This window comes from Kitasatospora sp. NPDC038210 (assembly GCF_055600605.1).
Genome location: NZ_JBVJYK010000006.1, coordinates 117,416 through 134,257, shown reverse-complemented (window position 1 = coordinate 134,257; position 16,842 = coordinate 117,416). Strand labels below are relative to the sequence as shown.

The window sequence follows — 16,842 nt, the reverse complement described above, 5'->3', positions numbered from 1 at the left end:
CGCTCCGCCGGGTCGGGTGAGTTTCCTCACGCCGGGTGCCGCAGACGGGTGATTTGGGCGGTAATCGAGCGTAGGTGTGGAGACTTCCTGCGTATATTCCCTCGGACGAGTGAAGTTGCTTCAGATCCGGCCGGAACCAGCAACCTGCGGAGCAGGTTCGCCGTCAGATGGGGGAACCCGGCCTTCCGACCGGATCCGGGCGTGGGGCCGCGGCCCGCCCGGACGCACACTCCGCTCCCGCACCCGGTCCGGCCGGGTCGGCCCCACCCGCACCAGGCCGTCCAGGCGAAGGAGGAGAGCATGCGCATCACCGGCGACCACACGGCGCTGGCCATCGAAGGCCGCCTCGACGTGCGCACCGCCGCCGACGCGCGGGCCAAGCTGCACCAGGCCGTGGACGGCGGCCTCGGCGACCTCGTGCTCGACCTCGCCCGACTGGAGTTCTGGGACGCCACCGGCCTCGGCGTGATCATGGGCACCCACCGGAGGGCCGGCCGGATCGGCCGCCGACTGGTGCTGCGCTCCGTCCCGGCCCAGCTCCAGCGACTGCTGGTGGCCACCAAACTGCACCGCATCCTGGCTGTCGACGGCGGCGTCGCCGAGGCGCACGGCATCGCCATGTAGCACGCCGCGGGCCGTACGTCCCCGCAACGTGCCTGGTCAGCGCTTCACGACGGCCTCCCGGCCCGGACCGCCCTGCACGGGCGGGCCCGGATGTGCAAGAGTCTGCCCGTCAGAAACGGCCGCCGGGGCTGCCCCAGACCGCCCGCGGCCACGACCGGGAGACGTCAGCCGACCGGCCCGGGGCGCCGACGGCCGAGCACGATGCGGAGCAGAACGTGGCACAGCCATCCGGGGAGTTCCGGCAGGAGGCCGTCCGCACCCGCGGCGGCGAACTGGTCTCCGGCGGCCTGCTGGTGGGAGTCGGCGCCCCGGACGGTTCCGAGGCCAGGCCCTGCCCGGAGGAGTGGCGGCCCCGCCCGCGCCGGATCGAGCGCAGCGAACCCGCCCGCGGCCCGGCCGGCGGCGTCGGCCGCGCGGTCGGCCCGCTCGCGCTCGGCGCAGGCCCGGCCGACCTGCCGCTGCTGGACCGCGAGGCGGACATCGCCGAACTGCTCGGCCTGCTCTCCGAAGGACGCTCGATACGCCTGGTCGGCCAGGCCGGCTCCGGTCGCAGCGCACTGCTGTCGGCCGTCGCCGAGGCCGCCGCCGACCTCGCCCCCGGCGGTGTCGTCCAGCTCTGCGGCCACCGCCGCACCCTCGCCGACCTGCTCCAGGACCTCTTCGCGGCCACCCACCACGCCCCCGGCTACCGTCCCGACCCGGACCAGCTGGCCGTCCACCTCGCCGAGGTCGGAGCGGTCGTGGTGATCGACGCCGCCGAACTCTCCGAAGCCGAGCTGGAGCAGCTGCCGGCCGTCGCCCCCGGCTGCGCCTTCCTGGTCGCGGCCGCCCCGGACAGCCCGCCGTTGCCGGCCGGCTCCCGGCTGCGGGACCACCTCGTCGCCGGGCTCTCCCGCTCCGCCTGCCTCGCCCTCACCGCCCGACTGGCCGGGCGCCCCCTGGACGTCGCCGAGAAGGCCTGGGCGGTGGACCTCTGGTTCGAGTCCGAGGGCCTGCCGTTGCGCTTCGTCCAGGCCGCCGCACTGCTGCGCCAGCGGGACGTCTCGGTGGACGCGCTGGTCGCCGCCGAGGACGACCGGATGGACGTCTTCGGCGCGGTCGAGGGGCCCGTCCGCGACCCCGACCCGGCGGTCCGGGAGGACGCGCTGCGCCGCACCGTCCCGCTGCCCTCCGTCGCGGAGACGGCCTCGCCCGCGGTCCGGCTCGCCGAGGGCCTGAGCGAGCCCGCGCAGGCCGTGCTGCGGCTCGCCGTCGCCCTCGGCGGGGAGTGCCCCACCGCGCCGCACCTGCCCGCGCTGATCGACGTCGGCCTGGGCGAGGCCGCCCTCGCCGAACTCTCCGACGCCGGGCTGACGGTGTCCATCGGCGGGCACCACCGGCTGACCGCCGGCGCGCTCGACCTGCTCGCCCCGGACTGGCCGGCCCGCGGCTGCGTGGACGGCGCCGCCCAGCACTTCGCCTGGTGGGTCGGGCACAGCTCGGTGACGCTGGAGCAGATCGCCGCCGAGGCCGAGGTGGTGATCGGCGTCCTGCTCGCCGACCGGAACGCCGGACGCCACGAGGCGGTGGTCCGGCTGGCCCGGGCGGCGGCGCCCGCGCTGGCGCTGGCATTGCGCTGGGGCGCCTGGGAGCGGGTGCTGCAGCTCGGCCAGGAGGCGGCCCGCCGGGCCGGCTCGGCGAGTGACCAGGCCTGGTTCCACCACGAGGCGGGCGTGCACGCGATCTGCGTCCGGCAGCCGTCGCGGGCCGTCGCGGAGCTGGAGACCGCGCTCACCCTGCGGGCGTCCGCGGGGGAGCAGCGCGGGGTGGCCTCCGCACGCCGGATGCTCGACCTGCTGCGCGCCGACGGGCGGCAGCTGTCGGCCGCCGCGCCGGCGGTGTCCAGCCGGGCGCCGGTCATCCGCAAGATCGCGGCCAGGGTGCCGGCCCGGCTGAAGTCCAGCAGGCGGCGGCGGGTCGCCGTGGTCTCCACGGTCGTGCTGACCATGGGGGTGCTCGGGACGGCGGTGGCGATGAGCCTCACCGGGCCGGACGAGCACCGTTCGAACGACCCGCACAGCGGCCGGATGGACCAGGGCGGCGGCACCCAGGACGCGCCGTTCCCGCAGCCCTCCGGCAGCGTCTCCCCGGGCGCGCCCGGCACCGTGCCGGTCAGCCCGACGGCGTCGAGCGGCAGCCCGGCGCCGTCGGTCAGCGGCAGCGCCTCGCACTCGGCGAGCGCCTCGCCGACCAGGAAGCCGAGCTCCTCGCCGGGGGCGAGCGAGTCGCCGACCGCCCAGCAGCCGCAGCCACAGCCGCAACCGACCGTCCCGGGTCAGTCGCAGCCGCCGAAGCCGGTGACCAGCCGCCCCACGACGGTGCCGACGACACCGTCGACCAGCCCGTCGACGCCGCCGGTGACACCCCCGAGCAGCCCGACGACCTCGCCGTCCTCGTCGCAGAGCCCGACCGGGCCGGCCGCTCCGGCCGTCCCCGGGACCTGAACGGTCAGAACAGCTTGAGCTTGTCGTCGTCGATGCCGCGCAGCTCGTCGTAGTCCAGCACCACGCAGCCGATGCCGCGGTCGGTGGCCAGCACGCGGGCCTGGGGCTTGATCTCCTGCGCGGCGAAGACGCCCTTGACCGGGGCCAACAGCGGGTCCCGGTTGAGGAGTTCGAGGTAGCGGGTGAGCTGCTCGACGCCGTCGATCTCGCCGCGGCGCTTGATCTCGACGGCCACCGTGGTGCCGTCGGCGTCGCGGCAGAGGATGTCCACCGGACCGATCGCGGTCGGGTACTCGCGGCGGATCAGCGACCAGCCGCTGCCGAGCACCTCCATCCGGTCCGCGAGCAGCTCCTGGAGGTGTGCCTCGACGCCGTCCTTGATCAGCCCCGGGTCCACCCCGAGTTCGTGGGACGAGTCGTGAAGCACCTCCTCCAGCGTGATGATGAGCTTCTCGCCGGCCTTGTTCTCCACCGTCCAGACCCCGTCGGCCTCCTTGAGGGCGCACGGCGGGGACATCCAGTTGAGCGGCTTGTAGGCGCGGTCGTCGGCGTGGATGCTGACGCTGCCGTCGGCCTTGACCAGGATGAGCCTGGTGGCGGAGGGCAGATGGGCGGAGAGCCGACCGGCATAGTCGACTGAGCAGCGGGCAATTACGAGACGCACGGTCGACCACGCTAGCCCACCGGGGCCAGTTGATGCGATTCCGCGACGACGGGGTGAAGAAAGCGCGAACCCCGCGAACATTGAGGTCCGGCGATTCCGCTCCTGTTCGTCTCCTGCCCGCCGCGGTCTGGCGCCCGTCCCGTTCGATCGCTACGGTGTGTGACGGCACGCTTGCGGGATCGCTGTCAACGGGGATGGAGACTTCAGATGAACGATCCGACAGGATCCGGCCAATCTGGTGCACCACACCGTATTTCCGGAGCAATCCCCAGGAATGACCGGCCTGCTCCGCCGTTGACTGCCACGCTGTTCTGAGCGCGGTCGGTGTTCGGGACGTCACGTCCCGTACCGCCGTCGCTGGTCGCGAAGGTGCCGGCAGCCCCCGTCCCACGGTGTTCCGGACACCACACGCGATTCGCCCACCCTCACTGAGCTTGGACTACGCACGACCACCCGGGCGCCGCGCGGGTGGACCGCGAGAGGAGAATCCATGTCGCTCGACGTCTCACCGGCCCTGCTGGAAAAGGCTGAGCGGGGCGAGGTCGACGAGCGGGAATTCGTCGACTGCGTCCGCGTCTCGCTGCCGTACGCCTGGGAGCTGATCAGCTCGCTGGTCGCCCAGGCCAAGGTCGACGGCACCGACTTCGCCGACAACCAGGTACCGCCGCCCAGCGAGCAGGCCCGCGGCCAGCTGCTGCGCGCCCTGGCCAGCGATGCCATCCGGGGCGCCCTGCAGCGCCACTTCGGCGTACGGCTGGCCTTCCAGAACTGTCACCGGGTGGCGGTGTTCCTGCCGTCGGAGGCCAACGACGCGCGGTTCACGCGCTTCACCTCCGTCCGGGAGCAGCTGCTCAACCAGTCCGAGGAACTGCGGGACTGCTGAGCCCCGGCAACCGACCGACGCGGTGCCACCGCGGCGCAGGCCGCCCCCGTCCCCCGGTGCGGGGGGAGGGGCGGCGGCCCGGGCCCGGCGGCGGGGCCCGCCCCCGGCATACCCCTCAGCCCAGCTGCGGCAGCACCTCGGAGCCGAGCCGGGCGATGTTGTGCAGGGTCGCCTCGTGGTCGCCGCTGCCCTCGGCGAGCAGCGCGAACCGGCGGATGCCGGTCCGCTCGGCGGTGGCCAGCAGCCGGTCGGCGCACTGCCGCGGGGTGCCCACCGCGTGCAGGTCGCAGAGGAGTTCGGTGTACTGGTGCGCGTCGCGCATCTTGCGCTCGCGGCCGTCCACGGTGCGGTGGGCGCCGAGCCCGTACTCGAACCAGCCGGGCATCGCGTTCAGCAGGGTGGAGCGGGCCGCCGCGGCGCGGTCGTCGACCTGCGCGACCCCGGCCGCCACGTGCCGACGGCCCACCCGGCGCAGCTGCTCCTCGCTGCGCCCGGCGGCCAGCCAGGCGGAGCGGTACAGCTCCAGCATCCGCACCTTGTCGTCGTCCCCGGAGTGCATGCCGAGCAGCATCGGCAGTCCGCGCTCGGCGGCCAGTTTCACCCCGCCCGGCGAGGTGCAGGCGACCACCACCGGCGGTCCGGCCACCGGCCGTCCGGTGGCGGTGAGTTCCTCGCCGAGCCCCTCGTCGTCCTGGCGCTGGCGCGGGAAGCGCACCGGGCCCGCCTGCTCGCCGAGGCCGAGCCAGCTGCCCAGACCGGGCCGCCGCAGCGGTTCGGCGGCCCGCGGCACCACCGCCACCTCGGGGAAGCTGAACTGCGGGCCGTCCGCGCCCACCCGGGAGCCGCGCAGCCAGCGCAGCAGCAGGTCCAGCCGCTCCGGGAAGCCGTTCTCGAAGGCGTCCACGCCGTCGCCGAACACGTCCAGGTCGATCCACGGCCCGCCGCGGCCCACCCCGAGCGTGAAGCGCCCGCCGGAGGTGAGGTGCAGCAGCGCGGCCTGCTCGCCGAGCGCCACCGGGTGGCGGGTGGACAGCACGCTGACCGCCGTGCCGACGCCGATCCGGCGGGTGCGGCCGAGCAGGAGCGCGGCGAGCGTCGCGGCGTCCGGGCAGACCCCGTACGGGACGAAGTGGTGTTCGGCCAGCCAGACGCTGTCCAGGCCGGCCCGTTCGGCCTCGACGGCGGACCGGACGGTGCGTTCCAGCGCCTCGCCGTGGCTCTGCCCGGGGAACTGTGCGGACAGCAGGAACAGGCCGACCCGCACCGGCGCGGTGTCCGCCGACAGGGCCCCCGCGCGCTGCGTCGCGGGCAGCGGCTCGCCCGCGACGGCCGTCACCGGCGGGACGGTGGCCAGCGTCGGGCCGGGGGCCGGCGGCCGGACCCCGACGGGTCGACGGGTCTCGGCACGGGCGCCGGTCTTGGTCATCCTTGGGCCTCCTCGGGTGCGCGCAGGGTCTGCGAGCCCCGCCTCTACCCCTTGTGGGTATCGGATGTCATGTGCCAATGGCACGCCGAACCCCGAATTTCCCTGATGATCGGGTGGATCTCGGTAAAAAGACCGGGGTGTCGGGCGGACCCGTGGTAGTGGCCGTTCGGGGGGCCCGCCGGCCGTAGGCTGGAACGGCCCAGAGCCCCCGGAAGAGAGGCAGTCCGCCGTGTCGCCGCGCCGCAACCGGATCAAGAGCGCCGCCCCCCGCGAGAGCAGCCAGCCGGCCGCCCCGCTCGGCGGCTCGCTGCGCCGCACCGAGAGCTACCAGGGCGACGACTGGGTGGTCCAGACGGTCGCTGGGACGTCGGGGCGGGCCTACCGCTGCCCGGGCTGCGACCAGGAGATCCCCTCGGGCGTGGGCCACGTGGTGGCCTGGCCGATGCACGGCGCGGGGGTGGACGACCGGCGGCACTGGCACCGCGCGTGCTGGGGAGCGCGGGAGCGCCGGGCCTCCAACGTCCTGCGAGGCCGCGGCGCTCCGCGGTACTGACGGCCCCCGGCCGGGCCGGGCCTGCCGGACCCGCCTCACGCGTCGCGCTTCTTGAGCACCAGCACTCCGCCGACCAGGGCCGCCGCGGTCCAGGCGAGGCAGATAAGGAAACCGGCCCACGGACCGTACGGCTGGCCGTGCTGCTCGTAGACCAGCAGCATCCGCGAGCCCGCGTAGTCGGGGAAGTAGTGGGCCAGGGTCTTGACCTTCGGCACCGCCGAGAGGATCGGCGAGAGCAGGAAGAAGAACGGCACCAGCACGCCGAGCGCGAGCGTCTGGTTGTGCAGCATCGTGGTGACGCCCGCCGAGAACAGGCAGAGCATCGTCAGGTACAGCGCGGCGCCGAACACCGCGCGCAGCACGTGCGGTTCGCCGATCGTGGTGGAGTGCGAGCCGAGCAGCGACTGGCCGACGAAGAAGGTGACGAAGGCCGTCACCAGTGAGACCGCCAGGGCCAGCGCGCCGAGGACCGCGGCCTTGCCGCCGAGCAGGGTGGCGCGCTGCGGGACGGCGGCCAGGGTGACCCGGATCATGCCGCTGCTGTACTCGTTGCCGATCGCCAGCACGCCGAAGACGATGATGGCCAGCTCGCCGAGCATGATGCCGGCGAAGGCCGTCCCGGTGGCGTCGAACGGGGTCTGCTCGTTGCGGCGGAACTCGGTGAAGTTGTTGTTGGTGAGCAGGGACAGCAGCGCGCCGATGCCGACGGTGACGACGAAGGTCAGCGCGAGCGTCCAGACCGTCGAGCGGACGCTGCGGATCTTCGTCCACTCGGAGCGCAGGATCGCCGGGTAGGACGCCATCTCAGTTCTCCTCCTGCTGTGCCGCGGCGGCCGGCCGGGCGCCGTCCGCCTTCCAGCCGGCGCCCCAGGCGCCGGGCGCGCCGGCCGCGTCCCGGCCCGGCCCGTCGCCCGCGTGGTACTCCACCGAGTCGGCCGTCATCTGCATGAACGCCTCCTCCAACGAGGCCTGCTGCGGGCTGAGTTCGTGCAGCACCACGCCGTTCGCCGCGGCCAGGTCGCCGAGCCGGGCGAGGTCGCCGTCGACCACCTCGTAGGAGCCGTCCGGGCCGGCTTCGTGCCGCAGGCCGGCACCGGCCAGCAGGTCGAGCAGCCGCTCGGGCTCGGGGCTGCGCAGCCGTACGGCGGAGCGGGAGTTGCGCCGGATGAACTCCGGCATCGGCAGGTCGGCGAGCAGCCGGCCCTTGCCGATGACCACCAGGTGGTCGGCGGTGACGGCCATCTCGCTCATCAGGTGGGAGGAGACGAAGACCGTCCGGCCCTCGCCGGCGAGGCGCTTCATCAGGTTGCGGATCCAGAGGATGCCCTCCGGGTCCAGGCCGTTGACCGGCTCGTCGAACATGACGATCTCCGGGTCGCCGAGCAGTGCGGAGGCGATGCCCAGGCGCTGGCCCATGCCGAGCGAGAAGCCGCGGGCCCGCTTGCGGGCGACCGGGGTGAGGCCGACCAGGGCGAGCACCTCGTCCACCCGGCGCTCCGGGATGCGGTTGCTCTGGGCGAGCCAGAGCAGGTGGTCGCGGGCGGTGCGGCCGGGGTGGACGGCCTTGGCCTCCAGCAGCGCGCCGATGTACTTGAGCGGCTCGCTGAGCTGTCCGTAGCGCTTGCCGTCGATGGTGACCCGGCCGCCGGTCGGGCGGTCGAGGTCGAGGATCATGCGCATGGTGGTGGACTTGCCCGCGCCGTTGGGGCCGAGGAAGCCGGTCACCACGCCCCGGGGGACGGTGAAGCTGAGCCGGTCCACCGCGAGCGTCTTGCCGTAACGTTTTGTCAGGTCGTGCAACTCGATCATTCGCGCTCCCTTACTCGCTGTCAGGCTAGGACAAACGGGATATCGCGGCCCGCTGAGTGGGTTCATCGGGCGTGCCGGAATACGGTGGGCGCATGACCGAGCTCCCCGCCGCAGTGTCCGTCCGCGAGAGCGGTACCGGAACACCCCTCGTGCTGCTGCACGCCTATCCGTTGAACGCCTCGATGTGGTCGTCCCAACTGGACGCGCTGCCCGGCCTGACCGGGGACGGGGCCCGGGTGCTCGCCCCCGACCAGAGGGGGTTCGGCGGCACCGAGCTGGGCGCCGACACGCCCTCGCTCGACGCGGTCGCGGACGACCTCGCCCTGCTGCTGGACGCGGCCGGGATCGAGCGCGCGGTGGTCGGCGGGATCTCGATGGGCGGCTACGTGGCGCTGGCCTTCGCCCGCCGCCACCCCGGACGGCTGGCCGGTCTGCTGCTCGCCAACACCCGCGCCACCGCCGACAGCGACGCGGTCCGGGCCAACCGGGAACGGATCGCCGCCGCCGTCACCGCGCGGGACAGCGTGCAGCTGCTGCTGGACGAGCAGGTCGCGGCCGGGCAGCTCGGGCCCGACTCGCAGCACCTCGTGGAGCGGGTGCAGTCGATGGTCGCCGCCGCCTCGCCGGCCTCCGTCGCCTGGGCCCTGCGGGCCATGGCGGCCCGCCCCGACTCCCTGGACGTGCTCGCCGGGCTGCGGGTGCCGGTCGCGGTGGTGGCGGGCGCCCAGGACGCCCTGGTGGCGCCCGAGGAGGCCGAACTGATGCTGCGGGCCCGGCCGGACGCCGAGCTGACCGTCATCCCCGGGGTGGGCCACCTGAGCCCCCTGGAGGCGCCCGAGGCCTTCGACGCCGCCGTCCGGGCCCTGCTGCGGCGGGTGGCCGCCGGATGAACGAGGACGCGGCCGCCTGGGACTTCTCGGCGCTGGAGGTGAGCGGCCGGATGCCCGTGACCAACCGGAGCGAGGGGCTGGTCGAGCTGACCCTGGAACCGCTCGGCGAGGACTACTGGATGCGCCCGGGGGAGACCTTCATCGTCACCTCGTACGGCGACCACGGCTCCGGCCACCCCTTCGAGGTGCAGTACTGGCCCGACTCGGTCTCGGTCTGGTGCACCTCCTGGTTCGGCACCGTCTCCGACGACGAGGGCAACCAGCTCAGCAGCGGGCACCAGCGACCGGACGGCGCCTACCCCCGGTAGAACCGCCCGGGGTGATGACGGCACGACGGCCGGCAGGCCCTCACCCGGGCGGGTGAGGGCCTGCCGGCCGTCAGGTGCGGAGCTGCGTCAGCGCGACTGCTGGGCTGGCACGCCCATGGTGTCGTCGTTCGGCAGCGAGGCGGCGGCCACGGCCGCGCCGGTCAGCGTCGCCAGCATCTCGCGGACGTTGGTCAGCTGGGCGTTGATGCTGTCGCGGCGGTTGGTGAGCGCCGCCAGCTCGCGCTCGGATTCGCTGCGGATGCGGTCGGCCTTGGCGTTGGCGTCCGCCACGATGTCCTCGGACTGGCGCTGGGCCGTCTCGACGGTCTGGCGGGCGCGGCGCTCGGCGTCGGTGCGCAGCTTCTCGGCCTCCAGGCGCAGCTGCTCGGCCCGGTGCTCGATCTCGGCCAGGCGCTTCTCGGCCTTGGCCTGACGGGCGGCCAGGTCGCGCTCGGACTGCTCGCGACGCTTGGCCAGGTTGGTCTCGAACTCCAGCGCGGCCTGGGCGGCCTTGGTGCGGGTCTCCTCGAAGAGGGCGTCCGCCTCCTCGCGCTTGTTCTGGGCGTCCTTGTTGGCCTCGGCGCGCAGCTGGGCGGCGTCGCTCTTGGCCTTGTCGACGATCCGCAGACCCTCGTCCTCCGCCTTGGCCTTGCGGTCCTTGGCGTAGTTCTCGGCCTCGGTGCGGACCTGCTGGGCGGCGGCCTCGGCGAGCTCGCGGTGCTGCTCGGCGGCGCGGTGCGCCTCGTCGCGCAGGTCCTTGGCCTCCTCCTCGGCGAGCCGCAGGATCTTCTCGACCCGGGCACCGAGACCGGCGTACGAGGGCTCCTGCTCGACGACCGCCGCCTGGGCGGTCTGGGTCTCCAGGTGGAGCTCCTCGATCCGCTTCTCCAGCGCGCTGATCCGGGTCAAGGCACTGTCACGGTCGGCCACCAGCTTGGTGATCCGCTCGTCGACCTGGGCGCGCTCGTACCCACGGCGTACCAGGTCGAAGCCGTGAGGGGAGTGACTGTCGCTCATGGGGTTCTGGGCTTCCTGTCGTCAAACCGCTGAGGTGGTTGAGGGAATCCTGACACGGTACCGGAGTGTCGACGGCGAAATGCCGTTCTCTCGCGGACAATGTCCGCTCAATCGGGTGGTGCGTTCTTGGAGCGATTGCCACCCGACCGGGGGGAGCCAACTCCGGCACCGGCCTTGGCGCCCCCGTCCTTCTTGCTGCTTCCCCCGTTGGTCTGCGCGACCGGCGCAGGCGCCTCGAAGGCCTCCAGTGCGGACAGCACGTCCTGCACCCTGGAGATCTCCGTGTTGATGTCCTTGCGGCGGCGCACCAGTTCGTCCAGCTCGCGCCGGCCCTCGTCGGTGACCCGCTTCGCCTCGGCCTTGGCCTCGGCGAGCAGCCGCTCGGCCTCCGCCTTCGCCAGCTCGACCTGCTCGTCCGCGGTCTCCTCGGCGTCCCGCAGGCGCTTCTCCGCCTCCGTCGCCGCCCGCTCCAGCCGCTCCTCCGCCTCGGCCTCGGCCGACTGCAGCTTCGCCTCCGCCTTCTCGATGAGCGCCTCGGCGCGGTCGGTGGAGGTGGCGAGCTTGGTCTCCGCCTCCTTGAGCAGGCCCTCGGCCTTGCGGACCGCCGAGAGACGGACCTTGCTGGCTTCGGCGGAGGCTTCCGAGGTGAGCTCGTTCGCGCGGTCCTCGGCGGCGGCGACCAGCGCCGCGGCGCGGTCCTCGGCCTCGGCGACGGTGGACACCGCCTGCTCCTCGGCCTCGGTCAGCTGCTCCTGGGCGGCCGTCACCAGCGCGTCCACCCGCTCGCCGGCCGACTTCATGGCCGCCGCGTTCTCCTTGCGGGCGCGCTCGTGCAGCGCCTCCACCTCGGCGTCGGTGCGCTCGCGCAGCTCCTCGGCGCGCTCGCGGATCCCGGTGGCGTCCCGGCGGGCCTCGGCGAGCAGCGCGTCGGCGTCCGAGCGGCCCTTCTCGACCTCGGCCTGGCCGCCCGCCTCGCCGGCGGCGACCAGCCGGTCGGCCTCCTTGCGGGCGGCGGCGACCATCGCGTCCGCTTGCTCCTCGGCGGCGGCGGTGGTGGCCAGCGCGGTGGTCTGGGCGTCCTCGCCGAGCGCCTCGGCGTCGGCGAATGCCTTCTCCAGGACGGACTTGGCCCGCTCGCGCGTGGACTTGTCGAACTGCTCGGCGGCCTCCCGGGTCTCCGCGTCGTACGCGTCGGCCCGGGCGTGGGTGGCGCTGTCGTACTCGTCGGCCAGTGTGCGGGTGGCGAGGGCGTACTCCTCCGCCTCGGCGTGCAGCCCGGCGGCCAGCTCCTCGGCGTCGGCCACGGTGCGGGCGGCCTGGGCCTCGGCCTCGGCGACGGTGCGGGCGGCCTGGGCGTCGGCGTCGATGCGCAGCTGCTCGGCGGTCTCCTGGGCGGCGCGCAGCTCGGCCTCGGCGTCCGTGCGCAGCTGCTCGTCGTAGGCGTGGGCCTCCGCGCGCTGCCGGTCGAGCTCGGCCTCGGCGGCCTCGCGCTCGGCGGCCAGCTCCAGCTCGGTCTGCTCGCGCAGGGCGGTGGTCTCGGCCTCGGTGCGGGCGCGCAGGTCGGCGGTCTCGCGGTCGGCGAGGTCGCGGACCTCGGCGGCGTACGCCTCGGCCGTCGCGCGCTGCTCGGCGGTCTCCCGGTCGGTGAGCTCGCGCTGCTCGGCCGTCTCGCGCTCGGCGGTCTCGCGGAGCTCGGCGGCGGCCTGCTCGGCGGCCTCGCGGACCTCGGCGGCCTCCTGCTCGGCGGTGGCCCTGAGCGCGGCGATCTGCTCGGCGGCGGCCTCGTGCATGCCGGCCACCGACTGCCGGACCTCGGCGGCCTCCTCCTCGGCGGCGGCGACCAGTTCGGCGCCCTCGGCCTTCGCGGCGGCGATCAGCTCGGCGCGGTCGGCCTCGGCCTGCTCCAGCTCGGCCGCGGCCTCGCCCCGGATGCCGTCGGCGGTGGCGCGGGCCTCGGACAGCTCACGGCCGGCCTCGGCCCGGACGGTCTCGGCCTGCTCGTTGGCCAGCGCCAGCTCGGCGGCGGCCTTCTCGCGGACGGCCTTGGCGTCCCTGGCGGCCTCCGTGCGGCGCTGCTCGGCGGTGGCCGCGGCGCGCTCCAGCAGTCCGTCGGCGGCTTCGCGCTGTTCGGCGACGTAGGCGTCTGCGGTCTCGCGCTGTTCGGTGGCGTAGGCGTCTGCGGTCTCGCGCTGTTCGGTGGCGTAGGTGTCGGCGGCGGCGCGGACCTGGGCGGTCTCGGTGGCGGTGCGTTCGGTGAGGTCGGTGGCGTGCTGTTCGGCCTCGGTGCGGACGCGGTCGGCGTAGGCCTCGGCGGTCTCGCGCTGCTGGGTGGTCTCGCGCTGGGCGAGGGCCCGCAGTTCGCCGGCGGCCTGCTCGGCCTCGGCCCGCACGCCGGCGGCGTAGGTGTCCGCGGTCTCGCGCTGTTCGGTGGCGTAGGCGTCGGCGGTCTCGCGCTGTTCGGTGGCGTAGGTGTCGGCGGCGGCGCGGACCTGGGCGGTCTCGGTGGCGGTGCGTTCGGTGAGGTCGGTGGCGTGCTGTTCGGCCTCGGTGCGGACGCGGTCGGCGTAGGCCTCGGCGGTCTCGCGCTGCTGGGTGGTCTCGCGCTGGGCGAGGGCCCGCAGTTCGCCGGCGGCCTGCTCGGCCTCGGCCCGCACCTCGGCGGCGTGGGCGTCGGCGGTCTCGCGGAGCTCGGCGGCGGCCTGCTCGGCCTGGGTACGGGCGGCCTTGGCAGCGGCCAGCTGGTCGGCGGTCTCCTCGCGCTCGCGGCGCAGCCCGGTGGCCGCGTCCTCGCGCTCGCGGCGGCTCTCCTCGCGCAGTGCGTCGGCGGCGGCCTCGGCCTCGGCCCGGGCCCGGGCGGCCTCCGTGTCGGCCTCGGTGCGCACCCGTTCGGCGTCGGCGACCGCGGCGTCCCGCACCGCGTTCGCCCCGGCCTGCGCCTCGGCGGTCACGGCCTCTGCGGCGGCGTTCGCCTCGGCCCGGACCCGCTGGTCGAACTCGGTTGCCTCGCGCCGGAGTTCGGCGGTCTCGCGCTCGGCGGCGGCGCGGTTCTCGGCGGCCGCGGCCTTGGCAGCGGAGAGCGCGTCCTGGCCCTGCTGCTCGGCGGCGGCGGTGATCTTGGCGGCCTCGGTGCGGGCCCGGGTCAGGGTCTGCTCGGCCCGGCCCTGGGTCTCGGCGGCCTGCTCCTGGGCCTGTTCGCGCAGCCGCTCGATCTCGCCGGCCGCGCCCGCGCGCAGCTCGTCCGCGTCGGCCTTGGCCTTGGTGAGCAGTTCCTCGGCGTTCTTCGCCGACTCCTCGATCTGCAGCACCGCCTGACGGCGGGCCTCGCCGCGGACCCGCTCGGCCTCCGCGGCGGCCTGGGAGCGCAGCTCCTCGGCCTCGGCGCGCAGCCGGGCGGCCTCGTCCTGCATCTGCTCGATCCGCTCGCGGATCGCGGCGGCGTCGTCCAGCGCGGCGTTCTGGGCCTGCTCCACGGCGGCCTGGGCCTGCTCGCGCAGGCGCTGCGCCTCGGCGGCGGCCTCGGCGCGGATCCGTTCGGCCTCGGCGGAGGCCGCGTTCCGGGCGGTCTCGGCGTCCTGGTTGGCCCGGCCGAGCACCTCCTCGGCGGTCTTCGCGGCCTTGGCGAGGTGGACGGTGGCGTCCTTGGCGCCGGCTGCCCGGCCCTCCTCCTCGGCCTCGCTGCGCAGTCGCTGCGCCTCGGCGTGGGCCTGGGCCCGCAGCTCGGCGACGTCCCGCTCGGCCTGGGCGCGCAGCTCGGCGATCGCGGCCTCGGCCTCGGCGCGCAGCTCGGCGGCGACCGACTCGGCGGTGGCCCGCAGCCGCTCGCTCTCCTCGGTGGCGGCGGCCTTGGCGGCGTCGGCCTCGGCCTGCTTGGTGGACGCCGCGGACCGCACCTGCTCGGCCTCGGCGCGGATCGCGTCGGCTTCCTTGGTGGCCTGGGCCACCATCCGGGCGACCTCGGCCCGGGCGGTCTGCGACCGCTGTTCGTTGGCGGCCTCGCCGTCGGCGACCTTGCGCACGGCAGCGGCCTCGGCGTCGGCCTGGAGCTGTTCGGCGGCCTGCTCGGCCTGGGCCCGCAGGGCGGCGGCCTCGTGTCGGGTGCGCTCCGCCTCGGCGATGGCCTCGGCGCGCAGCCGGTCTATCTCGGCCTTGGCGGCGGACAGCTGCTGCTCGGCCCGGCTCTGCTCGACGGCGGCCTGCGCCTTGAGCTGGTCGATCTCGGCCTTGGCGGCGGCGAGCTGGTGCTCGGCGGCGGCGTGGGCGGCGGCCAGCTGCTGCTGGGCCTCGCCGCGGGCGGCGTCGACGTCGGCGGCGGCCTGGGCGCCGGCCTGCTGGGCCTGCTCGGAGGCGGCGCGCAGCAGGCGCTCGGCGTCGCTCTGGGCCCGCTGGAGGGCGGCCTCGGCGGCGGCGTGGGCCTCGCCGCGGGCGGCGTCGACGTCGGCGGCGGTCTGGGCGCGGGCCTGGTCGGCGAGCGCGACGGCCTCCGCGCGGGCGGCGGTGACCATCCGCTCGGCCTCGACGCGGGCTTCCTGGAGGAGGCGCTGGGCCTCCTGCTCGGAGCCGGCCCTGGTCTGCTCGGCCCAGCCGTTGACGTGCTGCTCGGCGGACCGGCGCAGCTCGGCGAGCTCGTCCTCCAGCTGGCGGCGGCGGGCGGTGAGCTCGGCCTCCAGACGGGCGGTGCGCTCGGCGGCCTCGGCCATGATCCGCTGGGTGGCGGCCTGGGAGTCGCGCAGCTGGCGCTCGGCGTCGGCACGCATCTGCTGGGCCTGCATCTCGGCCGTGCGGAGCATCTGCTCGGCCTGGCCGGAGACGGCGTCGAAGGCGCGCGGCTGGGCGAGCATGCGACGGGACTCGTGCAGTTTCGCCCGGAGCACCTCCACCTGGTAGGCGAGGTCCTCGGCATGCTCGACTGCCTTGTCCCGCTCCTTCCGAGTCCGACCCATCTCGGCCTCGAACTGGGAGAGGTGATCGTCAGCCTCGTAGCGGTCGTTGCCCCGCACTCCGCGGTCCCATCCATCTCCTGGTCGCGTCCTCGACCCGGCCGGTCCCGGGCTCCCGTTTCCCGGGGTCCGGTCCGACTGGTCCTTGCATCCGCAGCACGTGGACGACCCCACGCCAATCCGGGGCCGCCCGCCGCGGTCGTCGGAGTCCGGGGCGTGGAAGCGCGGGGGTACCGCGTTCCCCCGTCCGGGTGGACTCCTGGGCGAACTCTTGCCTTGTGGAGAATGGTGACAGATCCGTCTTGCGACTGTTCAGCCGTGCCCGCGTAATGGACTCCCCTTGCGACCGGCCTGCCGCCGGCGGGCGGACGGGCCTGTCTTCGGCCGTGCCCGTCCCCTCCGTCCCCCGGAGTCTTCGCGCACCTGGGCATTGTAGTGGGAGCGGACGGCGGGGGAATGGCCGCAGGGGGGTTTTCCGGCTGTTCCGCCCAGGTTACTGACGGGTCATGGCCGACGGACCGTCGGGTGCCGCCGGAGCGTGCGGCACCCTGGGGCCGGTCCGGCGGACGATCAGTGCTCGTCGTGGGCGTTCCCGGCGGACGTCACCAGCTCCGTCAGCACGCCGCCGCAGTCCTTCGGGTGCAGGAAGGTGATCCGGGAGCCCATCGAGCCGATCCGCGGCTCGTCGTAGAGGACCCGCACGCCCTTGCCGCGGATGGCCTCGGCGTCGCCGTCCACGTCGGCGGTGCCGAAGGCGATGTGGTGCACGCCCTCGCCGTTCTTCTCCAGCCACTTGGCGACGGTGGAGTCGGGCCGGGTGGGCTCCAGCAGCTGGAGGTAGGAGGCACCGCCGTCGTCGGTCCCGTTGATCCGCAGCATGGCCTCGCGGACGCCCTGCTCCTCGTTGACCTCGGAGTGGAAGACCTCGAAGCCGTAGGTGGCGCGGTAGAACTCGACCGTCTTGTCGAGGTCTCGGCAGGCGATGCCGATGTGGTCGATTCGGGTCAGCACGGCGACCTCCGGGTGGTTGGGGACAAGGGTGGCACCAAGTGCAGCGCATGGCCCGCGACCGACGCCAGTGCCGGACGTGCGAGCCTGCTCACACGCGGCGGGGTTCACCCGGACCGCGTCGGCACGGTGTTGACTGGAGGGTGCCAGTGCGCTCGATCACACCGTCGCTCCGGTGACGGGCGGGTAACAGGTCAGTACATTGAGCGCATCCTCACCTGGCCACGACGTGCGAAGGGG

The 16,842-nt window shown here is 74.6% G+C and carries 13 protein-coding genes; 6 read left to right on the top strand and 7 right to left on the bottom strand.

Going from position 1 to position 16,842, the window contains the following annotated elements:
• The first annotated feature begins 300 nt into the window (after positions 1–300).
• Positions 301–624, top strand: coding sequence for an STAS domain-containing protein (locus ACZ7KX_RS14665; RefSeq protein WP_350522908.1), 324 nt, complete (start codon positions 301–303; stop codon positions 622–624).
• 215 nt (positions 625–839) lie between these two features.
• Positions 840–3,107, top strand: a complete 2,268-nt coding sequence (locus tag ACZ7KX_RS14660) for an ATP-binding protein (protein ID WP_470326761.1) — start codon at positions 840–842, stop codon at positions 3,105–3,107.
• 4 nt (positions 3,108–3,111) lie between these two features.
• On the opposite strand, the gene nucS is transcribed toward ACZ7KX_RS14660, so the two are convergent.
• On the bottom strand, positions 3,112–3,771 hold the full coding sequence (gene nucS, locus ACZ7KX_RS14655) for an endonuclease NucS (RefSeq protein WP_350575981.1): 660 nt from the start codon (positions 3,769–3,771) through the stop codon (positions 3,112–3,114).
• A gap of 490 nt (positions 3,772–4,261) precedes the next feature.
• On the opposite strand from nucS, the gene ACZ7KX_RS14650 reads away from it, so the two are divergent.
• Positions 4,262–4,654 carry an SCO5389 family protein gene (locus ACZ7KX_RS14650; RefSeq protein ID WP_470326760.1) on the top strand — a complete coding sequence of 131 codons (393 nt, stop codon included), beginning with the start codon at positions 4,262–4,264 and terminating at the stop codon, positions 4,652–4,654.
• Between the two features lie 115 nt (positions 4,655–4,769).
• Here the strand turns inward: ACZ7KX_RS14650 and ACZ7KX_RS14645 are convergent, their stop codons facing one another.
• Positions 4,770–5,918, bottom strand: a complete 1,149-nt coding sequence (locus ACZ7KX_RS14645) for an LLM class flavin-dependent oxidoreductase (RefSeq protein WP_350523029.1) — start codon at positions 5,916–5,918, stop codon at positions 4,770–4,772.
• Positions 5,919–6,309: 391 nt separating this feature from the next.
• Between ACZ7KX_RS14645 and ACZ7KX_RS14640 the strand changes: the two genes are divergently transcribed.
• Complete coding sequence (locus ACZ7KX_RS14640) at positions 6,310–6,633, top strand: ATP/GTP-binding protein (RefSeq protein WP_350522904.1); 324 nt, start codon at positions 6,310–6,312, stop codon at positions 6,631–6,633.
• A 35-nt stretch (positions 6,634–6,668) separates the two neighbouring features.
• On the opposite strand, the gene ACZ7KX_RS14635 is transcribed toward ACZ7KX_RS14640, so the two are convergent.
• Positions 6,669–7,436, bottom strand: a complete 768-nt coding sequence (locus tag ACZ7KX_RS14635; RefSeq protein ID WP_350522903.1) for an ABC transporter permease — start codon at positions 7,434–7,436, stop codon at positions 6,669–6,671.
• Position 7,437: 1 nt separating this feature from the next.
• Entirely contained in the window at positions 7,438–8,442 is a 1,005-nt protein-coding gene (locus ACZ7KX_RS14630) for an ABC transporter ATP-binding protein (protein WP_470326759.1), read from the bottom strand.
• 92 nt (positions 8,443–8,534) lie between these two features.
• On the opposite strand from ACZ7KX_RS14630, the gene ACZ7KX_RS14625 reads away from it, so the two are divergent.
• Positions 8,535–9,332, top strand: a complete 798-nt coding sequence (locus ACZ7KX_RS14625; RefSeq protein ID WP_470326758.1) for an alpha/beta fold hydrolase — start codon at positions 8,535–8,537, stop codon at positions 9,330–9,332.
• Positions 9,329–9,640, top strand: a complete 312-nt coding sequence (locus tag ACZ7KX_RS14620) for a hypothetical protein (RefSeq protein ID WP_350522900.1) — start codon at positions 9,329–9,331, stop codon at positions 9,638–9,640. Before ACZ7KX_RS14625 ends, ACZ7KX_RS14620 begins: the two co-directional genes overlap by 4 nt.
• An 87-nt stretch (positions 9,641–9,727) precedes the next feature.
• On the opposite strand, the gene ACZ7KX_RS14615 is transcribed toward ACZ7KX_RS14620, so the two are convergent.
• From ACZ7KX_RS14615 to mce, 3 genes are all read right to left on the bottom strand, one after another.
• Positions 9,728–10,657 (bottom strand): coiled-coil domain-containing protein, encoded by a 930-nt coding sequence (locus tag ACZ7KX_RS14615; RefSeq protein WP_030057505.1) that lies wholly within the window; start codon positions 10,655–10,657, stop codon positions 9,728–9,730.
• A gap of 107 nt (positions 10,658–10,764) precedes the next feature.
• On the bottom strand, positions 10,765–15,654 hold the full coding sequence (locus tag ACZ7KX_RS14610; RefSeq protein WP_470326757.1) for a hypothetical protein: 4,890 nt from the start codon (positions 15,652–15,654) through the stop codon (positions 10,765–10,767).
• 510 nt (positions 15,655–16,164) lie between these two features.
• The gene (mce, locus tag ACZ7KX_RS14605; RefSeq protein WP_470326756.1) at positions 16,165–16,605 is read right to left on the bottom strand and encodes a methylmalonyl-CoA epimerase; all 441 of its coding nucleotides are present in this window, start codon (positions 16,603–16,605) and stop codon (positions 16,165–16,167) included.
• Positions 16,606–16,842: the final 237 nt, after the last annotated feature.